Source organism: Nostoc sp. CMAA1605, assembly GCF_021596505.1.
Taxonomy (GTDB): domain Bacteria; phylum Cyanobacteriota; class Cyanobacteriia; order Cyanobacteriales; family Nostocaceae; genus Trichormus.
On record NZ_PJIZ01000091.1, the window covers coordinates 1 to 19108 of the forward strand.

The window sequence follows — 19108 nt, forward strand, 5'->3', positions numbered from 1 at the left end:
CAACTTCATCAGGGTGTTTCTACTGCCTACAATTTGGTGTAGTTTACTACTTATCTATTGCTCACAAGGCTTTGAAGAGCATAGACAACGTTTTTATATTCACTTTCTAGCTGATCAACCAGACTAGATAGTCTCTCTAAGGTTTGTGTCCTAGCTAAATCTTCTATGGCAGCGCAGATTTTTGCCTAGATTGACTGCGCCGATACTAACACTAGGCGATCGCAAAGCATGAGATGCTTTTTGCAACTGATCACGTTCTCCTGCCGCTACGGCTTCCCTAATGGTGTGTATTCTGGCTGGGGTATCTTCTAGGTAGATTTGGATGATATCTATAATCATGTTATCGGCTTCACTATCCGCAATTTGGCGTAAATAGTCTAAGGTTTTGAGGTCAATTACTGACTCTACAGGGGGATAATGAGGAGAACAAACGCAGTCAACTGTGCTGCTATAGGATTCTTGATTTGTGGATGTAGAAGGAAAGATATTCTCTTCCATTGGCTGTGTAACTTGTTCCATCACATTTGATGCTCTTTTTGCAACTTGATAATGTTCGTAACCAAACTTTTTGAGGACAGCTTCTAAAGCTTCCACACTAATGGGTTTACTAATATAATCATTCATCCCTGCCATCAAACACTGTTGACAATCTTCTGGGCGTGCATGGGCTGTCATGGCGATAATCCAAGGTTGGACTGTGGGAGAAAAATCTGCGCGAATGCGATGAGTGGTTTCCCAACCATCCATTTCCGGCATTTGGATGTCCATAAACACCACATCATAGATTTGTCTTTGTAAAGCTTCTAAAGCTTCACAGCCATTATTAGCTACATCTACGCGATAACCCAAGCGATGCAGCATTTTGATCGCAATTTTTTGGTTGACTAACACATCCTCAACTAGCAAAATTTTAAATGGTAAAGTTTCTGCTAATTGATGAGCAATATTTGGCAGATTTGATTTGGGTAATCGGGAGTACGAAGGAAGGACATCTGGGGAATTTGACTGTTTTATCCAGCTACGACGCACAATTTGTAAGAGTGTGTTGTGTAGCTGATACTGTCTGACGGGTTTTTGCAGAAATGCTGTAAACTCTGCTGCTATTTGTTGGACTTCTAAGGTTTGTTTTCCCTTAGAACTCAACATTACTAAAGGTAAATTTTGGTATCTGGGTAAGGCGCGAATTTTTGCTATGAGGTTGAGGCTTGTAATGTTGGGACTATCAATATCTAAGATAGCCAGACTCAAAGGTGTCTCCTCCCACAAACAACACAAAGCTGTAGTCTGAGAATCGACGATTTGGACGGATAATCCTAAAGTTTGCAGTTGTAAACTCAGACATTGACGCAAGTTAGCGTTACCTACTGCCAGTAGGATGCGCCTCCCTACTAATTCTGGATCAAAGTCAGAGTCCGTATCAGTATTGTGGGTTGGGATGGGTAAAAGGGCTGTGAAGTGAAATTTAGATCCCTTGTCTATTTCACTTTCTGCCCACATTCTACCACCCATGATTTCACACAAACGCTTACTGATAGCTAGTCCTAAACCAGTACCACCATAACGCCTAGTCATGGAAGCATCTACCTGACTAAAGGGCTTGAACAGTCGATGTAGGCGATCGCTGGGTATTCCAATCCCTGTATCTTTAACGGTAAACTGCCACTCATATTGATAGCGAATTAACGGACGTGCTGCGATCGCCAGTACAATTTCCCCTTCATTGGTAAATTTGACGGCGTTACTGACTAAATTCCAGAGAATTTGACGCAAGCGGGTAATATCACCAATAATCTGTGTGGGGGTATCTGATGCTAGTTGATACATCAGTTCAATTCCCTTGGAAGCAGCTTGCGGTGCTAATAAATCTAAAACCTCTTCGACGCAGGTACGTAAGTCAAAAGGCTGTGCTTCTAACTCTAAGTTGCCAGATTCAATTTTAGAAAAGTCGAGAATATCATTGATGATGGTTAACAGTGCATTACCACTGTTACGAATAGTTTCGACATAATCTAATTGCTCAGGTTCTAGGGTGGTATCTAAAAGTAATCCAGTCATCCCGATGATGGCATTCATGGGGGTGCGGATTTCATGACTCATGGTAGCCAGGAAGTTACTTTTAGCCATGTTGGCGGTTTCTGCTGCTTGCTTGGCTAGGTTCAGTTCTTCGTTTTGTCGTGCTAGCAGTTGAGTTTGTTGACTGGCTTGAGATAGTAATTGGGCTTGATGCAAAGCAATACCCATTTGATCAGCTAGGTGTTTGAGTAAATCCAGTTCTAGTTCTGTCCATTGTCTGGGGCGATCGCATTGATGGGCAATTAATAAACCCCACAAATCATCCCGCACTAAAATCGGGACAATGAGATTGGCTTTGACTTGAAATTGCTTTAAGAATTCTACATGGCAAAATTGCAATCCGGCTTGCTCTATATCACTAATCGTGGTGATATTACCGTCCCGATACCATTCAATAAATCCTTTCTTCAGACAAGGATCATTAATATCTTGATCCAGAGTCACTGACCATCCAGGAACAACAGCTTCCTGCACCACTTTACCAGAACCATCAGAGTTGATTTGAAAAATCAGGACGCGATCGGCCTGCAAAATCTTCTGCACTTCTGTTACTGTTGTCTGAAGAATTTTTTCTAGTTTTAAAGACTGTCGAATTTCTTCAGTAATTTGCTTTAACAGCAAGGCGCGTTGATATTGCTGCTTTAGTTCTGCCTCGGCTTGTTTGCGTTCGGTGATATCTAAATGTGTTCCCACCATTCTCAAAGCTTTTCCGTGGGCATCACTGCTGACTAACTTACCCCTATCTAGAATCCATTTCCATTCCCCAGACTTAGATAGTAGACGGATTTCCGCTTCATATACTGGGGTTTCTCCACAAAGATGGGCTTTGAGTTGTTGTTGCATTCGGGGTAAATCTTCTGGATGAACCAACCGATTTCGCAGATTAATTCCTGTTGCTTCCATCTCATCGAGGGTATAACCCAGCATGGTAAAGCAACGTGAACTGCGATAAATTTCTCCAGTTACTAGATTCCAATCCCAAATTCCTTCAGCTACAGCATCTAGGGCGAGTTTTAACCTCTCTTCACTTAATTTCACCGCATTTTCTGATTTTTTGCGCTGGGTAACATCCCGATATTTCCACAAATGAGCATATAGGTGATTATCCAGAACAATGGGAATATAGTCTTGTTCTAAAATGCGTCCGTCTTGTAAATGCCATTCTTGATTGAGAACGATTTGATCTTGGTTAATTACTTCATGGAGATGGCGCGTAAATTCCTCTGGTTGAGTAAACAGGTGTTTACTGTTCTCAGATATCTGTTGATAGTTCTGACCTCGTAAGGTTGATGGTGATTGGGAAATATTAAATTGCCGGCAAAATTCCTGATTTGTCAACAAAACCTGTCTATTTTCATCCTCTAATAAGATGCCTACTTGTAAGCTTTCAATTAGTTTACTGAATAATAAGACCGTGGCGCGTAATTCTGCTTGTTGAGATTTTAGTTGAGAGGTGAGTTTTTGGGCATCTGTCAAGGCAGTATTTTGTGCCTGCAATAAAAAGAGATTATCTAAAACAGAGTCGTATAAAGGAAAATCGTTAATACTCAAACCTAAATTTCTCAAATCAGCAATATCAGTGATGTGAGGAGAAGCTAGGAACAAAAGTAAATCAGATGCTTCTAGATACAGCATTTGCCCTTTAAATTGGACTTCTCGTTGCTGGGGTTGCAACAGAAACAGCGATCGCGATCGCGCCTTCATTGCCTCAAAGTTCACCAGGCGGTTAGGACGATGAATTTGGAAGTGTTCCGTTAAGGAATTACCAATTAATGATGTAGGTGCAAAAATCCGTTGAATCTTTTCACTCGCCTGCACAATCTTCATGTCGCGATTGATTAACAAATGAAAGGGAAACAAAGTCACAAATTGTTCATATGTCAGACTCAATTTCCCAATATCATCACTTATATCAGTATTTATAGAGTAGGGACTAATCGATATTAATTGTTTTAATTCAGTATTCATACGCACATCAAGTAGTTTTGCAAAAACAAGTTTTTCGTTGATGAAAATCTCAGTATTTACAAGTATTTGTAGATAATATTTTTCTTTTTTAAATCAGTGAAAACTAATAAGGTAGATGCACAATAATAATACTGATTTTCATCGAGTCATTTATCAATACTTCTATCTTGTACGATAAAATTTAAATGTCAATTGTGATCATACAGTTGAGACATAATATCTACTGGTATATGTGACTAAAAATATTAGTTATTTCATATAAATTGATAACTTAATTATTGGCTATATTTTGGGTAAGAATACCCTTGTTGTTATAATTATTTTTCATAATACGATCATGGTGATATTTACCCTTGAGAAAATCAAAGATATTGCCATTAATTATTCCTACACCAAAGACTGATTAATAAGTAAACTTAATCAGATCAGAATCTTCAAATTCATATTTGACTTTTGAATAACTCCGCACACCTCTAAAGTCCCCATTCCCCATTTCCTGTCACGAAACGCTCCCAGCGTTCTACACTAAATATTGTCCCTGCTGCCAGCCAGCACTAGCTCAGAGAAACTGTCCATGCAACTCCTGAAAACAACCGACAAAGACTTTACCGCCAAATTCCAAGCCCTTGTAAATGACCGCCGGGAAGCAACAGTTGATGTTAGTGGTACAGTGCATAACATTCTCACTGATGTCAAAGTGCGCGGTGATGCCGCAGTTAAGGAATACACTAGTCGGTTTGACCATTTCAATCCTGAATCATTACGTTTAAGTGCAACCTTCATTGCGGAACAAGCTGCTAAATGTCCACCGGAAGTTATAGCCGCTTTAGAATTAGCTGCTGAACGCATCAGTGCCTTTCATAGTAAGCAACTACCCCAGGATATCGGTTACACAGACACTGTAGGCGTAAAACTCGGTTTAAATTGGGTAGCTTTGTCCCAAGTTGGGATTTACGTCCCTGGAGGACGCGCCAGTTATCCTAGTTCTGTACTGATGAATGCCCTACCAGCTAAAATCGCAGGTGTGGAACGCATTGTGATGACCGTACCCATGCCTCGTGGGGAAATAAATCCCGCAGTTTTGGCGGCGGCTCAAGTGGCTGGTGTCACGGAAATATATAGTATTGGTGGGGCGCAAGCAATAGCAGCCCTCGCCTATGGTACAGAAACCATCACCCCTGTAGATAAGATTGTCGGCCCTGGTAATGCTTATGTAGCGGAAGCTAAACGTCAAGTATTCGGTACTGTGGGTATAGATAGCATCGCCGGGCCTTCTGAGATTTTAGTGGTCGCAGATGCTCAAAACCATCCCGAATGGATAGCTTGGGATTTACTCTCTCAAGCAGAACATGACCCCAGCGCACAGTCAATTCTAATTACTGACTCGGAAAGCTTTGCTCAACAAGTGATAGCCGCCGTTGAACAAGTAATTCCCCAACTATCTACCCAAGAAGCAGCTAGCACCAGTTGGGAAAAACATGGTGCAGTAATTATTGTGGAGGATTTAGCAGATAGCATCCCCTTACTTAATCAACTAGCTCCCGAACACGTAGAATTGTGCGTAGATCATCCCCAATTACTCGCCAGTCGAATTAAATGTGCTGGGAGTATGTTTTTGGGACGTTACACCCCAGAAGCCATTGGTGATTATTTAGGTGGCCCTAATCATGTTCTGCCTACATCCCGTTCTGCCCGTTTTGCTTCCGGTTTGAGTGTTTATGATTTTCTCAAACGCATCACCTATTTAGAATGCAATCAAGCTGCACTACAGGAAGTTGGTAACGCTGCTGTCACCTTAGCCACAGCCGAAGGTTTACCGGCTCATGCTGGGAGTGTGGCTATACGCCTAAAATCAAATTCTGCGGTTTAAAGAAAAAGAATAAGAAGTTTGTAGTAAGGACTTTAGTCCTTAGATGAGGACTAAAGTCCTTACTACAAACTATTTGAACTACAGAACAAGAGCAGATTTTCAGATACTTTTAAATCTGTTCTCTAGTGTACCTACAAGCTATTACCCAACGACGCATTAGTTCTACTGTATAAATATATTGTTCACCATGACTTTTAATTACATCATGGCGTTGTAATGTTGTTAAAGCTGCTTCTACTTCCGGTAAACTTATACCTGTAGAATTAACAATTTCAGTTAATGATAAACTCTGCCGACTGAGCGACTGTAAAATGTCAATTTGACCAGGAGGTTGGCTTTTTGCAGCTTGTACCCAAACACCATTAAAATAGGCGTTTCCATCCCGATAAAATTCTGGTGTATTAATTACAGTTTCTACATCAGCAGATGTAAATCTTCTTTCTCGTTCTACACCTAATTCAAAGGTTTGCCTATTAAAATAGGTAACTAAACTATGCCCAATTAATTGTAATAAATATGGTTGTCCATTAGTCAATTGAATAATCATTGCAACGGCTGTTGGTTCATAATCAATATTGAAATCCTCAGAAGGTTGGACAATTAAACGCTCTGCGGCTTTAGGGGAAATAAAACTAACGGGAATAGCTGTCACACTTCCAAATAGAGGATTCCAATAGTCTTGGGTCATTTCTTGTAAAGTATGTAAGCCTGCAAAAGCGATGATTAACCAAGGGTAGGTTTGAATTAATCCTCGTAAAAAATCTAGAAATCTCGATTCTAAATATTTTTCGGTAATCAGTTGTTCAATTAATTCAAATTCATCGATAGTGATGATAAATCGCTTTTCATATCTGACTTGATTAATTTGTTTTAAAAAACGGTCAAGTGCAGTATAAGGATTATACGCAAAAAAGCGTTCTGCTTGTGGTTCTCCTAATTGTAAATGCTGTTCAGGGAGCAGAACATCATAAATTGATAACGCTAAATTATAAATTAATTCTCCTGTACTAAATACCATGCCCACCCGTTGCATATTAAAGTCTACTATTACAGTGTTGGCTCCTAATCTGGGATGTAAATTCCGTAGAATAGACGATTTACCCATCCGGCGATGACCGTAGAGAATAACTGACGGACACTGACTTGCTACTGTCCATAGTTCTTCTAAACGGCGCATAATGTCTTCTCGTCCCACAAAAACCTTACCTGTGACGGGATTACCAATTACATAGGGGTTAGCTATTGGTTGGGTGATTTCCAAAAACCCAAATTTACCGCTAGCTTCAGTTAGCAAGGGTCGCCACTGCTGAATAATTCGCCGCAGTAGGGATTTTTCCGGTGTGACTACTTCTGTCACAATATATCTATCAAGGTCATCTAGATTTTTACTTGCACGGGCTAACGCAGCTAGTTTATTGACTCGACTAGTTGCAGTTTGATAGGTAGCCACTTCCGCACCGACTTTTCCCAGTTCAGCCAATGCAATTAACACCGGAGGACGAATAGCTGTGTCAACGGGAGTCAATACAGAGACTGTGGATACAGTTTGGGGTAACTCTGATATTTGCGTGTAAGCTAAAAACTTTGCCAAAGCAGCAAATGAATGAGCGATTTCTGCACCATCGTGATAATTTACTATGTCTGTATATGTTTGGTGATGTGCAGATACATCAAATTTTTCCCCTTCATCTAGCAGTTGGTAAAGCATGGCTGCAAAGCGAGTGAGTGGGGTTTGGTGATGGTTGCGTAAATATTGGGTGAGTTTCCAAATGCAGCGTTCTGCTTGCTGGTTAAACCAATCACTGCTGCAATTTACCCATTTTCCACCTAATTCACCTAATAGGACTTGTCCAGTGGCGGGTAATTTTTGCCAATCTTGCTGGCTAACTGGTGGGTAAATATAGGTTTCCCAGTCGGGATGGGTTAATAAATGATAGAGAAAACGTAGTGGTGCAACTTGTTGATGTAAGTATATATGTATTGCTTGTTGAGCAATAGCCCTTTGAAATGGATTACTGGCAACTTCCCTGAGTAACTGTAAACCTTTAACTTCATTTTGCTGTAAACGTCGGGTAATGATGCGTTTTGTGAATGGTAGTGGTAGCACGATTAACTCATCCCATTCCACAGGATGCTTACCTGTGCTGAATTGACTATGCAAGGCGAGGAGTAAATAAATAGGGTGAAAAACTAACCGAGAACTACTCAGTATACTGATAATGCCAGAAACAACCCCGTAGGCGATCGCAATCACTATACTACCGCCTAAACTTACGAAAATCCTAGTTAATAAAGTAGGACTACTCGCAGATATTGGCATGACATCTGCTGTTACTCCCAGGAAAATAGAAAATGAGCTTGTAAATAATATGACTCCACCTACTACCCCGAAGGCCTTACGACTAGCGACACCACCCGCCATTACCAACGGAAGTAATCGGGTGTAAAATCCCAGTTTCACCAAGACAAACAGGGAATTGGGTACTGTACCATAGAGTGGCGAGAGGAAATACCACAATGGCGAAACATAGGGGAGTATAATTACACCCAACACACCACCAATCAACGCACCCATACAACCAAACGTCGCCACACTGGTGGCTAAAATTAACGGTATGGTCAATAACCCACTCATCACCATAATGACCATGAGTAAGTATTCCAGATGAGCTAAATGTAAGTGGTGTAATAGTTGATTGACTCGGTGGAGTTTAATTCCCTGTCGCCAATCTAAAAACTGGGGAACGGTGCTTGTAGCGGTAAAATAGATGATCTTTTTACCGTCTGATGTTAATCCCAATAACTTCACGGCTTCACCATTTCCTTTGATGGTGCGTAATTCTTGACCTGTGTTAATATCCCAGACTTTGATAGTTTGATCATCAGAGGCAGAAATAACTGTAGAATTATCGGGAGTGATGACCACTGCATTCACTCCTGATTTATGCCCGACAAGAGTGCGTAACTCTTGACCAGTCTTGATATCCCAAACTTTAATAGTTGCATCCCCAGAGGCAGAGATAGCGGTAGAATTATCGGGAGTGATTGCGATCGCTCTCACTCCTGACTGATGACCAGCAAGAGTGTGTAATAGATTACCAGTCTTGATATCCCAGACTTTAACAGTTGAATCTTCAGAAGCAGAAATCACTGTAAAATTATCAGGAGTGATGGCCACTGCATTCACCCCTGCCTGATGACCAATAAGGGTGCGTAATAGCTGACCAGTATTAATATCCCAGATTTTCACAGTTGCATCCTCAGAGGCAGAGATGGCTGTCAGATTATTGGATGCTATGCTGACTGCATTCACAACTTGAGTATGTCCTGCTAGAGTATGCAAAAACTTGCCTGTTTCCCAATCCCAAACTTTCAAAGTTCCAGTTTCCACACTCTGGATTTTATTGTTGAGGCGGCGATGATGAATATGTACATGAAAAGTCTTCTCTAAATAGGGAATCATCTCCCACAAATAAGAATCAAAAGATGTATTGTTAGTCAAACCAGTAATTACATATCGCTTTTGTGGATTTGTACCTACAGCAACTGCACTTACGCCTTTAGCACCACTATGCCAAATTAACTGTTCTCGCCAGTGTGTATTATCTAAGGTATCGGTATTGCTATTGAGTACAGCCGCAAGATTACTAGGCAAAATAGATAAAGAAGGTTTGTAATTAAAATCCCAAAGTCTCACAGTGCCGTCAGATGAAGCTGAAACTGCAACTTCACTTTGAGGAATTACCACCACCCCATTGACTTGATTTTTATGCGCTAATACCTCTTGCGGAATCACTAACGATATAACTAACACACAAAAAAATGTAATTACTAACAACGTCATCCCATAGAGGTGGCGATATGCACGGATGCGCCACAAACGCCATATACGACGCAAACCTTGACTACAATAAACTTCTGGTGCAGCTTGATAAAGATAACAATTCAAAGCTGTAGGACGAAAATAAACCCAGTACGCCAGCAAACCATAGTGAATGGGGTTGAATGGATGCAAATAAGGGGGAATTTTGCCATAAAACCGAGGAAATTCAGGCATAGTCAATGGTCAATAGTCAATAGTCATTAGTCATTACTCAGCACTCAGCACTCAGCACTCAGGACATAACGCATATATAAATTACTAGCAGCGACTTGTAACCGTGCTGGATGTCCTTGACTTTGTACAAATAATTCTCTGATTTCTTCTTCATGAAAAATTACACCTGTTCCTTGCAGGCGTTGAGTAATAAAAGCTTGCACCACTTCCTCAGAAAAAGGTTTCACATCCAAGGAACGACATATCCCCGCTAATGGTGAATCTAACTCAGGTGTGTCTGGGAACAAGTGCGCCAACGGTGTTCTACTCGCAATTACTAACTTTAAAGGTGCATTACCACCATCGGCTAACCCCCGTAATTGACTCCGCACTCGTTTAGTAAAACCATCCCATGTCATTTTTTCCATTTCATCTAAACACAGGACGTAACGCTTACCATGTAAGGCGCGTGTTAATTGAAATCCACGACACAGGGGAATTTTTAAAGCTTCTTCGCACAAAGCTTCATAAAATTCATCCTCATTATCTACCCATTGTAAATTTAAGTACGCATACTTAGTTTCATATAAATTACTGTGATTGCATACCCATTCGACTGCTTGATGGCAAATTCTATGCAGAATTGATGATTTACCAATCTGTGATTCACCAACTAGCGAAATATTCACCCCTTTACTCAATTCTTCAAAAATTTGGCGTAAAAGTTCTTCTCTGTCAAAAAAACGACTAGCATCAGTGATACAACCTACATCACCAAAGGGGTTAGCCATCACTGGCGAATTGGTAAATAATTTGGTCAAATGTTGTTTAATATCATGTTGCCAATTTACTGCCGCAATTTGTTGTTTAGATTTTTCTGGTTGGCGACTTTCCCATACTTGTGCAAACATTTCCAGGTTTTTGGTGAGTTTCTTTGACCACAGTGTTAACGTAAAACGCCAATCTTCCGAACCCCTATCTTTTAAACGGTGGTCTTCCAATATACCCAGATAGTCTTCCATGCGCTTCAAGGCTTCCTTAATTTGAGCCTTGCTGAGTTTACCTTCATATTGGTCTTGCTGCGTCAGTTGCTCTAAAAACCGCAACTTAGTATCAATTAACAGCTTGGGATGGGGAGAATCTTCTTCTGACCATTTAAATTGAATATCTGGATTTCCCTGATTTAAATTGTCTGAAGCAAAAGTCAGTAATGCTTCTAACAGGCGCAAAGCTCTAGTTTTAACTTGTAACCCAAAGGTGGCTCTAGGCATTTTCTCACACCATCGGTCTCCGCAAAAAGTTAGGGGTTGGACAGTATAACCCCTAATTTTAACCTACCCCTAACTCCACTGATCCGTGTAATTTCTAGGGATATCATCGATTTCACAGCCACCCTTGATTGTGTGTACTACCCCTAAGCGAACCTAATTTACATAACGGTTCACACAAGTTTAGAGGTGCATGATGATTCCCAACAATACTTTAGTCACATCTCAATTTGCAGTTACTCAAGTTCAAAAACAAGCTAAACCGATAACCCGAATAGGCAAACTTTTCGCTACTACTTTCACATCAGGGTTACTTTTAGCTGTTATTTTTCCTCTCCCTACTATGGCTGAAAATGTGGTAGTGGCTACAGTCCAGGAAAAGACTACAGAATTGACTAGAAAATGTCAGGAAAAATATGGTTTAAATTCTGAGCATCCTGACAAGGCAGCATTAAAAAAATGTCTAGCCAGAGTGCTACAAGCTTGCAAGCGGCATACTAATGGTAATACAGAATTATGTAAGCGATGGATGAAAGCAGCATAGTTTTTCCCTGCATTTGCATGGGCATTTATTTATAGTATTTTCTATTTTCCTGAGATAAGCATTCATCAGATTTTGACTAATTTGTAGTCTCGAACAAATGTCAACAGTTTCTATCAATTTTGAGGATCATTATGATGTCTAAAAATTCCCTCGTAAAATCTGGCTCTCTAATTTCACTACTTTTGGGAGTCACTACCCTGAGTTTATATTACCTACAAATCAAGTTGTGGCGTTAGGTAGTTGTAAAAATGTAGAATTAACATTTAAAAATGGTACAAATCAGCAAATTAGCATCCCTAAAGATGGACACAGGGTCAAAAATAAAGGTAGTATTGAAGGCTGGAATCAACTTGTGCTAGGAGCGTCTAAAAGCAATTTACAAGCTGGAGATAGTTGGTCAAATACACTAAAGCTGAATATTAAGTGTGTGACTGATGCTGAGTTTGAAATTAAATGGTCTGATAATAATGGAGACCACTTTAGCAATTTTACAAGTGTAAATATTAGTGATCAAAAAGCTACATTTACACTGAAGTAATACCGAGTTGGGATAGGTAGTATTATTTCGAGATTCTGGAATAGTCTAGGAATCTAGGCTTTTAATCCAAAATACAAAATCCAAAATTGGTATAACGCCTGAAATTACACCAAGAATCATAAATTTATTGGCGGTTAGCTGTAAATATCTAACCGCCAACAGTCAACAGTTAACATTAACTTAGTGGGATTCACACGAGAGAATAAATTCAGCAAACTGCTGCATGAGTTCGGGGTTGCGCCATCCAGAATCAGTTTCATCGAGCATGATACATAATGCTTCTTCAGGAGTGAAAGCTTTTTTATAGGGACGTTCACTAGTTAAAGCATCGTAAATATCAATAATCTGGAATACCTGAGCAATGTAGGGGATTTCATTTCCCTTTAAACCATCGGGATAACCTGAACCATCCCAGCGTTCATGATGATGGCGAATAATGGGAATTACACCTTGCATACTGCGTAATGGTTGGCAAATTTTTTCTCCAATCATTACGTGTTGCTTCATAATTTCCCAATCTTCAGGGGTGAGTTCGCCTTGCTTGAGTAGAACTGCGTCGGGTATTCCTACTTTACCGATATCGTGAAGATAACCACCCCATCCTAAATCTCGAATTTGGCAACGGGGGAGATTGAGATATTCTCCAAAAATTTGGCCGATCTTGGCTAGTCGTTCACAATGGTCGCCAGTGTTGGGGTCACGACTTTCCACGGCTCTGGCGATGGAAAATAGTGCTTGTTCTGCGTGGTCTAAATCTTCATTTAGACGTTTCTGACGGACTAGGGATTTGACGCGCGCTACTAGTTCTACTCGGTCGAAGGGTTTGCTTAAAAAGTCATCTGCTCCGACTTCAATGCCTTGAATGCGCGATCGCCTGTCGTTTAATGCTGTAATGAAAATTACAGGTATTAATCTTGTGTTTTCTTCCTGCTTAATTAGTTGACAGACTTCAAATCCATCCATCCCAGGCATCATGACATCTAGTAAAACTAGATCAGGTTGCTGTTGTTTGACCATTTCCACAGCTATGTAACCACTTTCTGCCTCAATGACCGTGTAGCCTTCTAGCGATAGTAAGGCAACAGCTGTCATTCTACTAGCTGTGTGATCATCAACCACTAATACTTTTGGCGGATCGGAATCAAAACTCCTCACTGGGAAAGTAGCAGTATTGATAGTTTTGGGAATTAAGCCGTCATAATCTGAGTTGCGATTAGTGTTGAGCCAAGAATTAGATTTTTGGCTTTTTGTAACCATAAAATCTTCTTTGGAGATATCCAGAGAATAATTATCTACTTTCTGCACTTTTGGGTTGTGGTTTGAGCTATTATCATTTACTTGAACAGGGGCTGGAGACCCACTCAAATTTTGTTCAGTAGAGCCTGTGTGTTTTCTACTCCTTTCAATCACAGAAGCACCCCAATCCTTTAAAAAATTAATAGCTTTTTAAGTTCCACATTGAATGTGATTGGCTAGTTATATCTAACGTGATCTTCCTCACACATTTTCAGTACCACTACAAAATGCTTGCCTAATATGCACAAATACTTACACTTTATGAGGAGTTAGAATTAACTTAATATAATCTCTCTGCTTCCTATTCAAGTATGATGAATTTGAAGCAATGTTAAATCAGGTTTTTTACTGAGATTTTTATTCATAATCAACTCATGAAAATTAATCTTTGTTCAAATTTTGCTGAATGTCTAGTTATAAATCAGCAAATTGAGGTTGTTTTTTACTGTTAACTAATAAATTCCAGTATTTTTATCCATAAATTTTAGTCAGTTGATCAATTAACCCCAACAATACATGAATATACAAAATTTTTGTATATCACAATACAGAAGATAAACTTGCTTACCAAGGCTATCACTACAATAGCAATAAACCACCAAAATTTGTTAAAAATTTTACATTTCACTTAAAATACAGCACTCAATTATTGTGGAGATGTGGGGTGACTAAGAGTCATTACCAAATGACCAGCGTTTTCGCCAACGAGAAGTAGGTTCTAGAGAGCTATTTTGTTGTTCTTGCTGTCGTCGTTGCAAGATCACAGCAGCTGAATCATGCAATTGTGGATCACGGTAGGGAATAGCTGCGCGAGTGCGTAGATGTTCTTGCTCAGATGGAGATAGGGGAGGAAGTGCAGGGTGAGGTGCAGATTGCTCACCTTGAGTATAGGCGGCTACTGTCCCAGGCGATCGCCTACCCACGGGTGCAGTCGAGCCAATTTGTAATCCCGCTAAAGTTAAAGCTGTACGTACAGACGCAGCACAAGAATAAGTTGCTAAGACACCATCAGCGTGTAAACACAGAGCCACTTGTTGGATAAATTCAACCGTCCATAGTTGAGGACACTGAGGAGGTGAAAAGGGGTCTAAAAAAATTGCATCGGCGGTAAAACTAGATTGATTCACAATCTGAATTGCTTCTCTAGCATCACCGATAAATAATTTTGCCTGGAGACGGTTGGTATTTACCTGCTGTTCAAAAGCTAGCTGAGTCAAAATCTCAGTATGTTCATAATCCCAGTTGTCTAAAACATGATGAGCGATCGCGGCTTGTGGTACAGATGGATTCAGTTCTAAACCAATCAATTCCACATAGCAATCGGGATTGACTGCCCAAATCGTCTGCAAAGCTGCGGCTGTGTTGTATCCTAGACCGTAACAAACATCCAATAAACGCACGACAGGTTTTTGAGCAGCCACAGCTAATTGAGTCGGACTGACAAATTTCAAAAAACTTTCTTGCTTGGCTCCAAAATAGCTATGAAAAGCTTCCCCAAAGGCTTGGGAGAAGAATGTCAAAGAACCATCATCTGTAATTTGGGGAGTAAAATTATTTTCTAGATCAGACATTGGAGGATAAGGGAAGGGGGACAAGGTAGACAACGCAGAAGTAATGAGTAATGAGTAATGAGTAATGACTATTGACTAATGACTATTGACTATTGACTATTGACTAACATGAACTTCGTTATTTCTTCAGATTGGCTAGTACAACACTTGCATGATCCGCAGGTTGTAATTGTAGATTGTCGCTTTTCTTTAGCTGACCCACAACTAGGACGTAATCAGTACCAAGCTAGTCACATAGAGGGTGCTTATTACTTGGATTTAAATTTGGATCTTTCCAGTCCTGTAGGTGAACATGGGGGAAGACATCCTTTACCAGAACCTCAAGAATTAGCTGAGAAATTAGCAGCTATTGGGGTAGAGTTTCAAAAAACTTTAGTTGTTGCTTACGATGACTCGCGCTTGGCTTTTGCGGCTCGTCTTTGGTGGTTGTTACGTTATTTAGGTCATGAACAAGTAGCTGTTTTAGATGGTGGTTTTAGCCAATGGGAAAAGGCTGGCTATCCAGTGACAGATGTGATACCTTCACCACAAAAAGCTAGCTTTGTCCCTGAAGTGCGAACAGAGTTAGTAGTAGATCGGGAAGTTGTTAAAAATCGTAAAGATTTACCGAATGTAGTTTTGATAGATTCGAGAGAAGGCGATCGCTATCGTGGTGAACGAGAACCAACTGATAAAATTGCTGGTCATATTCCTGGCGCAGTTAATTATTATTGGATGGAAGTGACTGATGCTTCAGGCTCTTTAATTCCCATCACTGAACATCAAAAACGCTGGCAACAAGTAGAATCATCAGAGGAAATTCTAGTTTATTGTGGTTCTGGTGTTACTGCTTGTGCAAACTTGCTGTCTTTAGAATTAGCTGGTATTCACACCGGTAAGCTTTACGCCGGTAGTTGGAGTGATTGGATTAGTTATTAGTTGGGGACTGGGGAATGAGTGCTGAGTGCTGAGTGCTGAGTAATGAGTAATGAGTAATGAGTAATGAGTAATGAGTGAAGTTTTTCTTCCCCTGCTCCCCCTGCTCCCCCTGCTCCCCAATCCCCAATCCCCGCTAACACCTAAAATTCACCCAGTAACAAGTTGTAATTTACACTAAAAAACCAGCTATCAAAGTCAATGTTTCTGGCTGTGGAATCACCAAGGCTAAAACCAGATTGCATATTTATCCGGCTAGATTTAGAGAAACGATAGCTCAAATGTGTAAATATTCGATAGGCTTGGTCATGGCGATCGCGTTCTGTAAAATCTGAAATGCTCATCTGGTAATTTAAACCAACCTCCAAGGGTTTTTGTATTTGGTAATTCAACGATAACCATAAGTAATTGACTAAACGATTACGGCTATCAGGGTCGGCTAAATTCCAGCTAAACTCATACACGCTATCTAGCGCAAGTCTTTTGGTGAGGGGGTCTCTTCTTCCCAAAGATAGACGCAGAGATTGTTCATTGAGGAAGCGATCGCCCGATGCAAATATGTCACTATTATTGGCATAAAATAGTTGTTGATTACTCCAACTAATTTCACCAAACATCCGCCGCGATAATTGCTGGTAAATACCCAGATTAAACCTCAATTGATTGTAATTAAATTTAGATTGATCTACATAACGGATTAAATTTCCCTCAATTGAGCCGTTAATAAAAGTTTGTTTCCCCAAGGGAAAATATGCAGAAGATAACCTCAGTCCATAGAATAACAAACCATCATCTATAGGAGAATCTTCTGAGGAAAATATATTATTGGTCTGAAAATAACCAATACGCGCTTGTAGAGAACCTATAGGTTTAAACTTAGGAATAGGGCGTTCTAACTCTGGGGGTTGTGGTTGTTCTATTGGTGAAGCTGTTAAAGGTCTAGGTCGCACTCTCAACCCTAACTCGCGCACATTATTAGATTCAGAGTTTGACTGACTATTCTCTCTTAGCCTTTGCCTTAGTCTTTCTAGTCTGTCTAATCTTTCATTATTATTTTGTTGGGGTGATTCCAACAATTGTTCTAACGGTTTTGGCGAAGTTTGAGGAAATTCATTAGGCTGAGTTTCCAGTTGTGGCGGCTCATTAGTCTGTGGAATAGGATTAGAATCTGGCGTTGATGTCGATTCCGATTTACCGCCTTGATTTTCTGGTTGTTCAAGAGTAGCTTGAGCCAACTGACTGGTCATAACATGAGACTGTTCACCAGAATCTGCATCTACTCTAGTGCTATTACTACATAAACCAATAACTGCTAACAAAATCGTGATTGCAAAACTTTGCCAGCCATAAGTTTGCATCTTATTGTGGGTGAGTTCAGTTAATTTCACTATATACTGACGATTCAACTGTATCAGAAATCGTTATCCAGAATATCAGTTTACGAGTCGCAAGGCGTAAAATCTGAGTGTAATCAACAGGGAAACGTTTCTTTTGCTTTTTAGTTAGATAGTCTGATATTTGTAAAGAAATATTTAGATAATGTGTAGCATAAATTATGTGGATTTTACGCACACTACTGATAAAAGTTATAAAATTAACGAGTTGGTGTACTTCACATCTCCAGTTCTGTTTGGGAATCAGTGGAATATTGGTATAGTTTTTACTAATTGGATAATATGCGATTTAAATTCTCTTTGTGGTTGGCAATTAGTTTATGGGGAGTAGTCATACCCATAATGACGACACAGCAGGCTAGTGCTAGCACCCCTTTGACGCGTGCGGAAATTCAAAGCCTACGTAATTTTGTGCAGCTGCTACAAAGAAGTACCAGGAGTAAAAGACCAGCCAAGCGCGCCGATACTATAATTCCTGGTGATGGGATATCTACAGGTAGAGCGTCTTTAGCTGATTTACGTTTTAATGATGGTTCTTTAGCCAGAATTGGCGAACAAGCAATTTTTCAATTTTTACCTAGAACACGTAACTTTAGATTGTCCAACGGTACTGCATTACTGTTGATTCCACCAGGAAGAGGTAAAACGCAGATTCAAACCCCTAGCGCAACAGCAGCCATTCGGGGTTCGGCGTTGTTCGTCCGTTATGACGAACAAACAGATACTACTGTGATTGGTGCATTAACTAACAGTGGGATTGTTGTTTCTAACAAAGATGCTTCACAAGCGCAAGAACTACAAGCTGGACAGTTGATAGTGGTAGTTAAAGGGAGGTTTCAAGGATTATATGATTTTGATCTGCAAAATTTTTATCAAACCAGCGATTTAGTGCAAGGATTAGATTTAACTAGACAAAATCTTACATCTTCCACAGACCCAGCGATCGCCAGTGTCCAAGCAGAAGTAGTAGCAGCTTTAGCTGGACAAACACCCCTGAGTGGTCAAGATGTCATTGAAAATCCTGCCTTTTTAGAGTTAACTGCTAATTCCGGTAGTGATAACCAATCCAATGATTTAACCGCTAACTCTAATAACTCTTCAATGGAGTCTTTCTTTGACACCGGAGAAATTCTATTTAATAATGCTCAAGATTTAGCTAATAGAAACGATAACAGGGCTGTTGTCGAAAATAATGTTGTTTCTATTCCTGTTATTACACCTACCATCCCTGTCACCACAATAAATATTAATGTTGAGCCAATTATCACTGAAGTTACTCAACCAACAACTACACAACAACCTACTACGCCAGAAGTTATTCAGGTCATTAATACACCTGTAGTTACTCAAATCCCCAATACACAGGAAACGATTCAAATCCCCAATACACAGGAAACTATTCAGAACACTAACCCACAGGAAACTATTCAAATCCCCAATACACAGGAAACGATTCAAATCCCCAATACACAGGAAACTATTCAGAACACTAACCCACAGGAAACTATTCAAATCCCCAATACACAGGAAACCATTCAAATCACTAATACACAGGGAATAAGCACAACGGGTGTAAATTTACAGAACACCATTGAGAGATAAACAAACTCAAGATATCTATGGACTTAGCAAAAT

At 40.1% G+C, this 19108-nt stretch carries 12 protein-coding genes; 5 read left to right on the forward strand and 7 right to left on the reverse strand.

Annotation, left to right across the window (positions count from 1 at the left end):
- Positions 1-150: 150 nt before the first annotated feature.
- Positions 151-4041: a response regulator gene (locus tag CV014_RS23640; protein WP_236144256.1), complete on the reverse strand. Its 3891-nt coding sequence runs from the start codon at positions 4039-4041 to the stop codon at positions 151-153.
- Positions 4042-4615: 574 nt separating this feature from the next.
- On the opposite strand from CV014_RS23640, the gene hisD reads away from it, so the two are divergent.
- Complete coding sequence (hisD, locus tag CV014_RS23645) at positions 4616-5911, forward strand: histidinol dehydrogenase (RefSeq protein ID WP_236144257.1); 1296 nt, start codon at positions 4616-4618, stop codon at positions 5909-5911.
- Positions 5912-6020: 109 nt separating this feature from the next.
- Here the strand turns inward: hisD and CV014_RS23650 are convergent, their stop codons facing one another.
- Both CV014_RS23650 and CV014_RS23655 read right to left on the reverse strand, forming a co-directional pair.
- On the reverse strand, positions 6021-9968 hold the full coding sequence (locus CV014_RS23650) for an nSTAND1 domain-containing NTPase (protein WP_236144258.1): 3948 nt from the start codon (positions 9966-9968) through the stop codon (positions 6021-6023).
- Between the two features lie 44 nt (positions 9969-10012).
- Positions 10013-11218, reverse strand: coding sequence for an nSTAND1 domain-containing NTPase (locus tag CV014_RS23655; protein WP_236144259.1), 1206 nt, complete (start codon positions 11216-11218; stop codon positions 10013-10015).
- Between the two features lie 190 nt (positions 11219-11408).
- On the opposite strand from CV014_RS23655, the gene CV014_RS23660 reads away from it, so the two are divergent.
- Together CV014_RS23660 and CV014_RS23665 are read left to right on the forward strand one after the other, a co-directional pair.
- Positions 11409-11759: a hypothetical protein gene (locus tag CV014_RS23660; RefSeq protein WP_236144260.1), complete on the forward strand. Its 351-nt coding sequence runs from the start codon at positions 11409-11411 to the stop codon at positions 11757-11759.
- Between the two features lie 226 nt (positions 11760-11985).
- Entirely contained in the window at positions 11986-12297 is a 312-nt protein-coding gene (locus CV014_RS23665) for a hypothetical protein (RefSeq protein ID WP_236144261.1), read from the forward strand.
- A gap of 180 nt (positions 12298-12477) precedes the next feature.
- Here CV014_RS23665 and CV014_RS23670 read toward each other — a convergent pair whose 3' ends face one another.
- Together CV014_RS23670 and CV014_RS23675 are read right to left on the reverse strand one after the other, a co-directional pair.
- Complete coding sequence (locus CV014_RS23670; protein ID WP_236144262.1) at positions 12478-13707, reverse strand: response regulator; 1230 nt, start codon at positions 13705-13707, stop codon at positions 12478-12480.
- A 554-nt stretch (positions 13708-14261) separates the two neighbouring features.
- Positions 14262-15164 (reverse strand): tRNA (5-methylaminomethyl-2-thiouridine)(34)-methyltransferase MnmD, encoded by a 903-nt coding sequence (locus CV014_RS23675; RefSeq protein ID WP_236144263.1) that lies wholly within the window; start codon positions 15162-15164, stop codon positions 14262-14264.
- Between the two features lie 108 nt (positions 15165-15272).
- Here CV014_RS23675 and CV014_RS23680 point away from each other — a divergent pair, with 108 nt between their 5' ends.
- The gene (locus CV014_RS23680) at positions 15273-16082 is read left to right on the forward strand and encodes a sulfurtransferase (RefSeq protein ID WP_236144264.1); all 810 of its coding nucleotides are present in this window, start codon (positions 15273-15275) and stop codon (positions 16080-16082) included.
- Here CV014_RS23680 and CV014_RS23685 read toward each other — a convergent pair.
- Together CV014_RS23685 and CV014_RS23690 are read right to left on the reverse strand one after the other, a co-directional pair.
- Complete coding sequence (locus CV014_RS23685; protein WP_236144265.1) at positions 16079-16222, reverse strand: hypothetical protein; 144 nt, start codon at positions 16220-16222, stop codon at positions 16079-16081. The genes CV014_RS23680 and CV014_RS23685 overlap by 4 nt on opposite strands.
- Complete coding sequence (locus tag CV014_RS23690) at positions 16223-17467, reverse strand: hypothetical protein (protein WP_329608433.1); 1245 nt, start codon at positions 17465-17467, stop codon at positions 16223-16225.
- A gap of 348 nt (positions 17468-17815) precedes the next feature.
- On the opposite strand from CV014_RS23690, the gene CV014_RS23695 reads away from it, so the two are divergent.
- Entirely contained in the window at positions 17816-19075 is a 1260-nt protein-coding gene (locus tag CV014_RS23695) for a FecR family protein (protein WP_236144266.1), read from the forward strand.
- The last annotated feature ends 33 nt before the right edge of the window (positions 19076-19108 follow it).

Excerpts from the sequence above, each read along its gene's own strand:
- CV014_RS23640 (WP_236144256.1), bottom strand. The coding sequence starts at position 4,041 with ATGAATACTGAATTAAAACAATTAATATCGATTAGTCCCTACTCTATA.
- hisD (WP_236144257.1), top strand. The coding sequence starts at position 4,616 with ATGCAACTCCTGAAAACAACCGACAAAGACTTTACCGCCAAATTCCAA.
- CV014_RS23650 (WP_236144258.1), bottom strand. The coding sequence starts at position 9,968 with ATGCCTGAATTTCCTCGGTTTTATGGCAAAATTCCCCCTTATTTGCAT.
- CV014_RS23655 (WP_236144259.1), bottom strand. The coding sequence starts at position 11,218 with ATGCCTAGAGCCACCTTTGGGTTACAAGTTAAAACTAGAGCTTTGCGC.
- CV014_RS23660 (WP_236144260.1), top strand. The coding sequence starts at position 11,409 with ATGATGATTCCCAACAATACTTTAGTCACATCTCAATTTGCAGTTACT.
- CV014_RS23675 (WP_236144263.1), bottom strand. The coding sequence starts at position 15,164 with ATGTCTGATCTAGAAAATAATTTTACTCCCCAAATTACAGATGATGGT.
- CV014_RS23680 (WP_236144264.1), top strand. The coding sequence starts at position 15,273 with ATGAACTTCGTTATTTCTTCAGATTGGCTAGTACAACACTTGCATGAT.
- CV014_RS23695 (WP_236144266.1), top strand. The coding sequence starts at position 17,816 with ATGACGACACAGCAGGCTAGTGCTAGCACCCCTTTGACGCGTGCGGAA.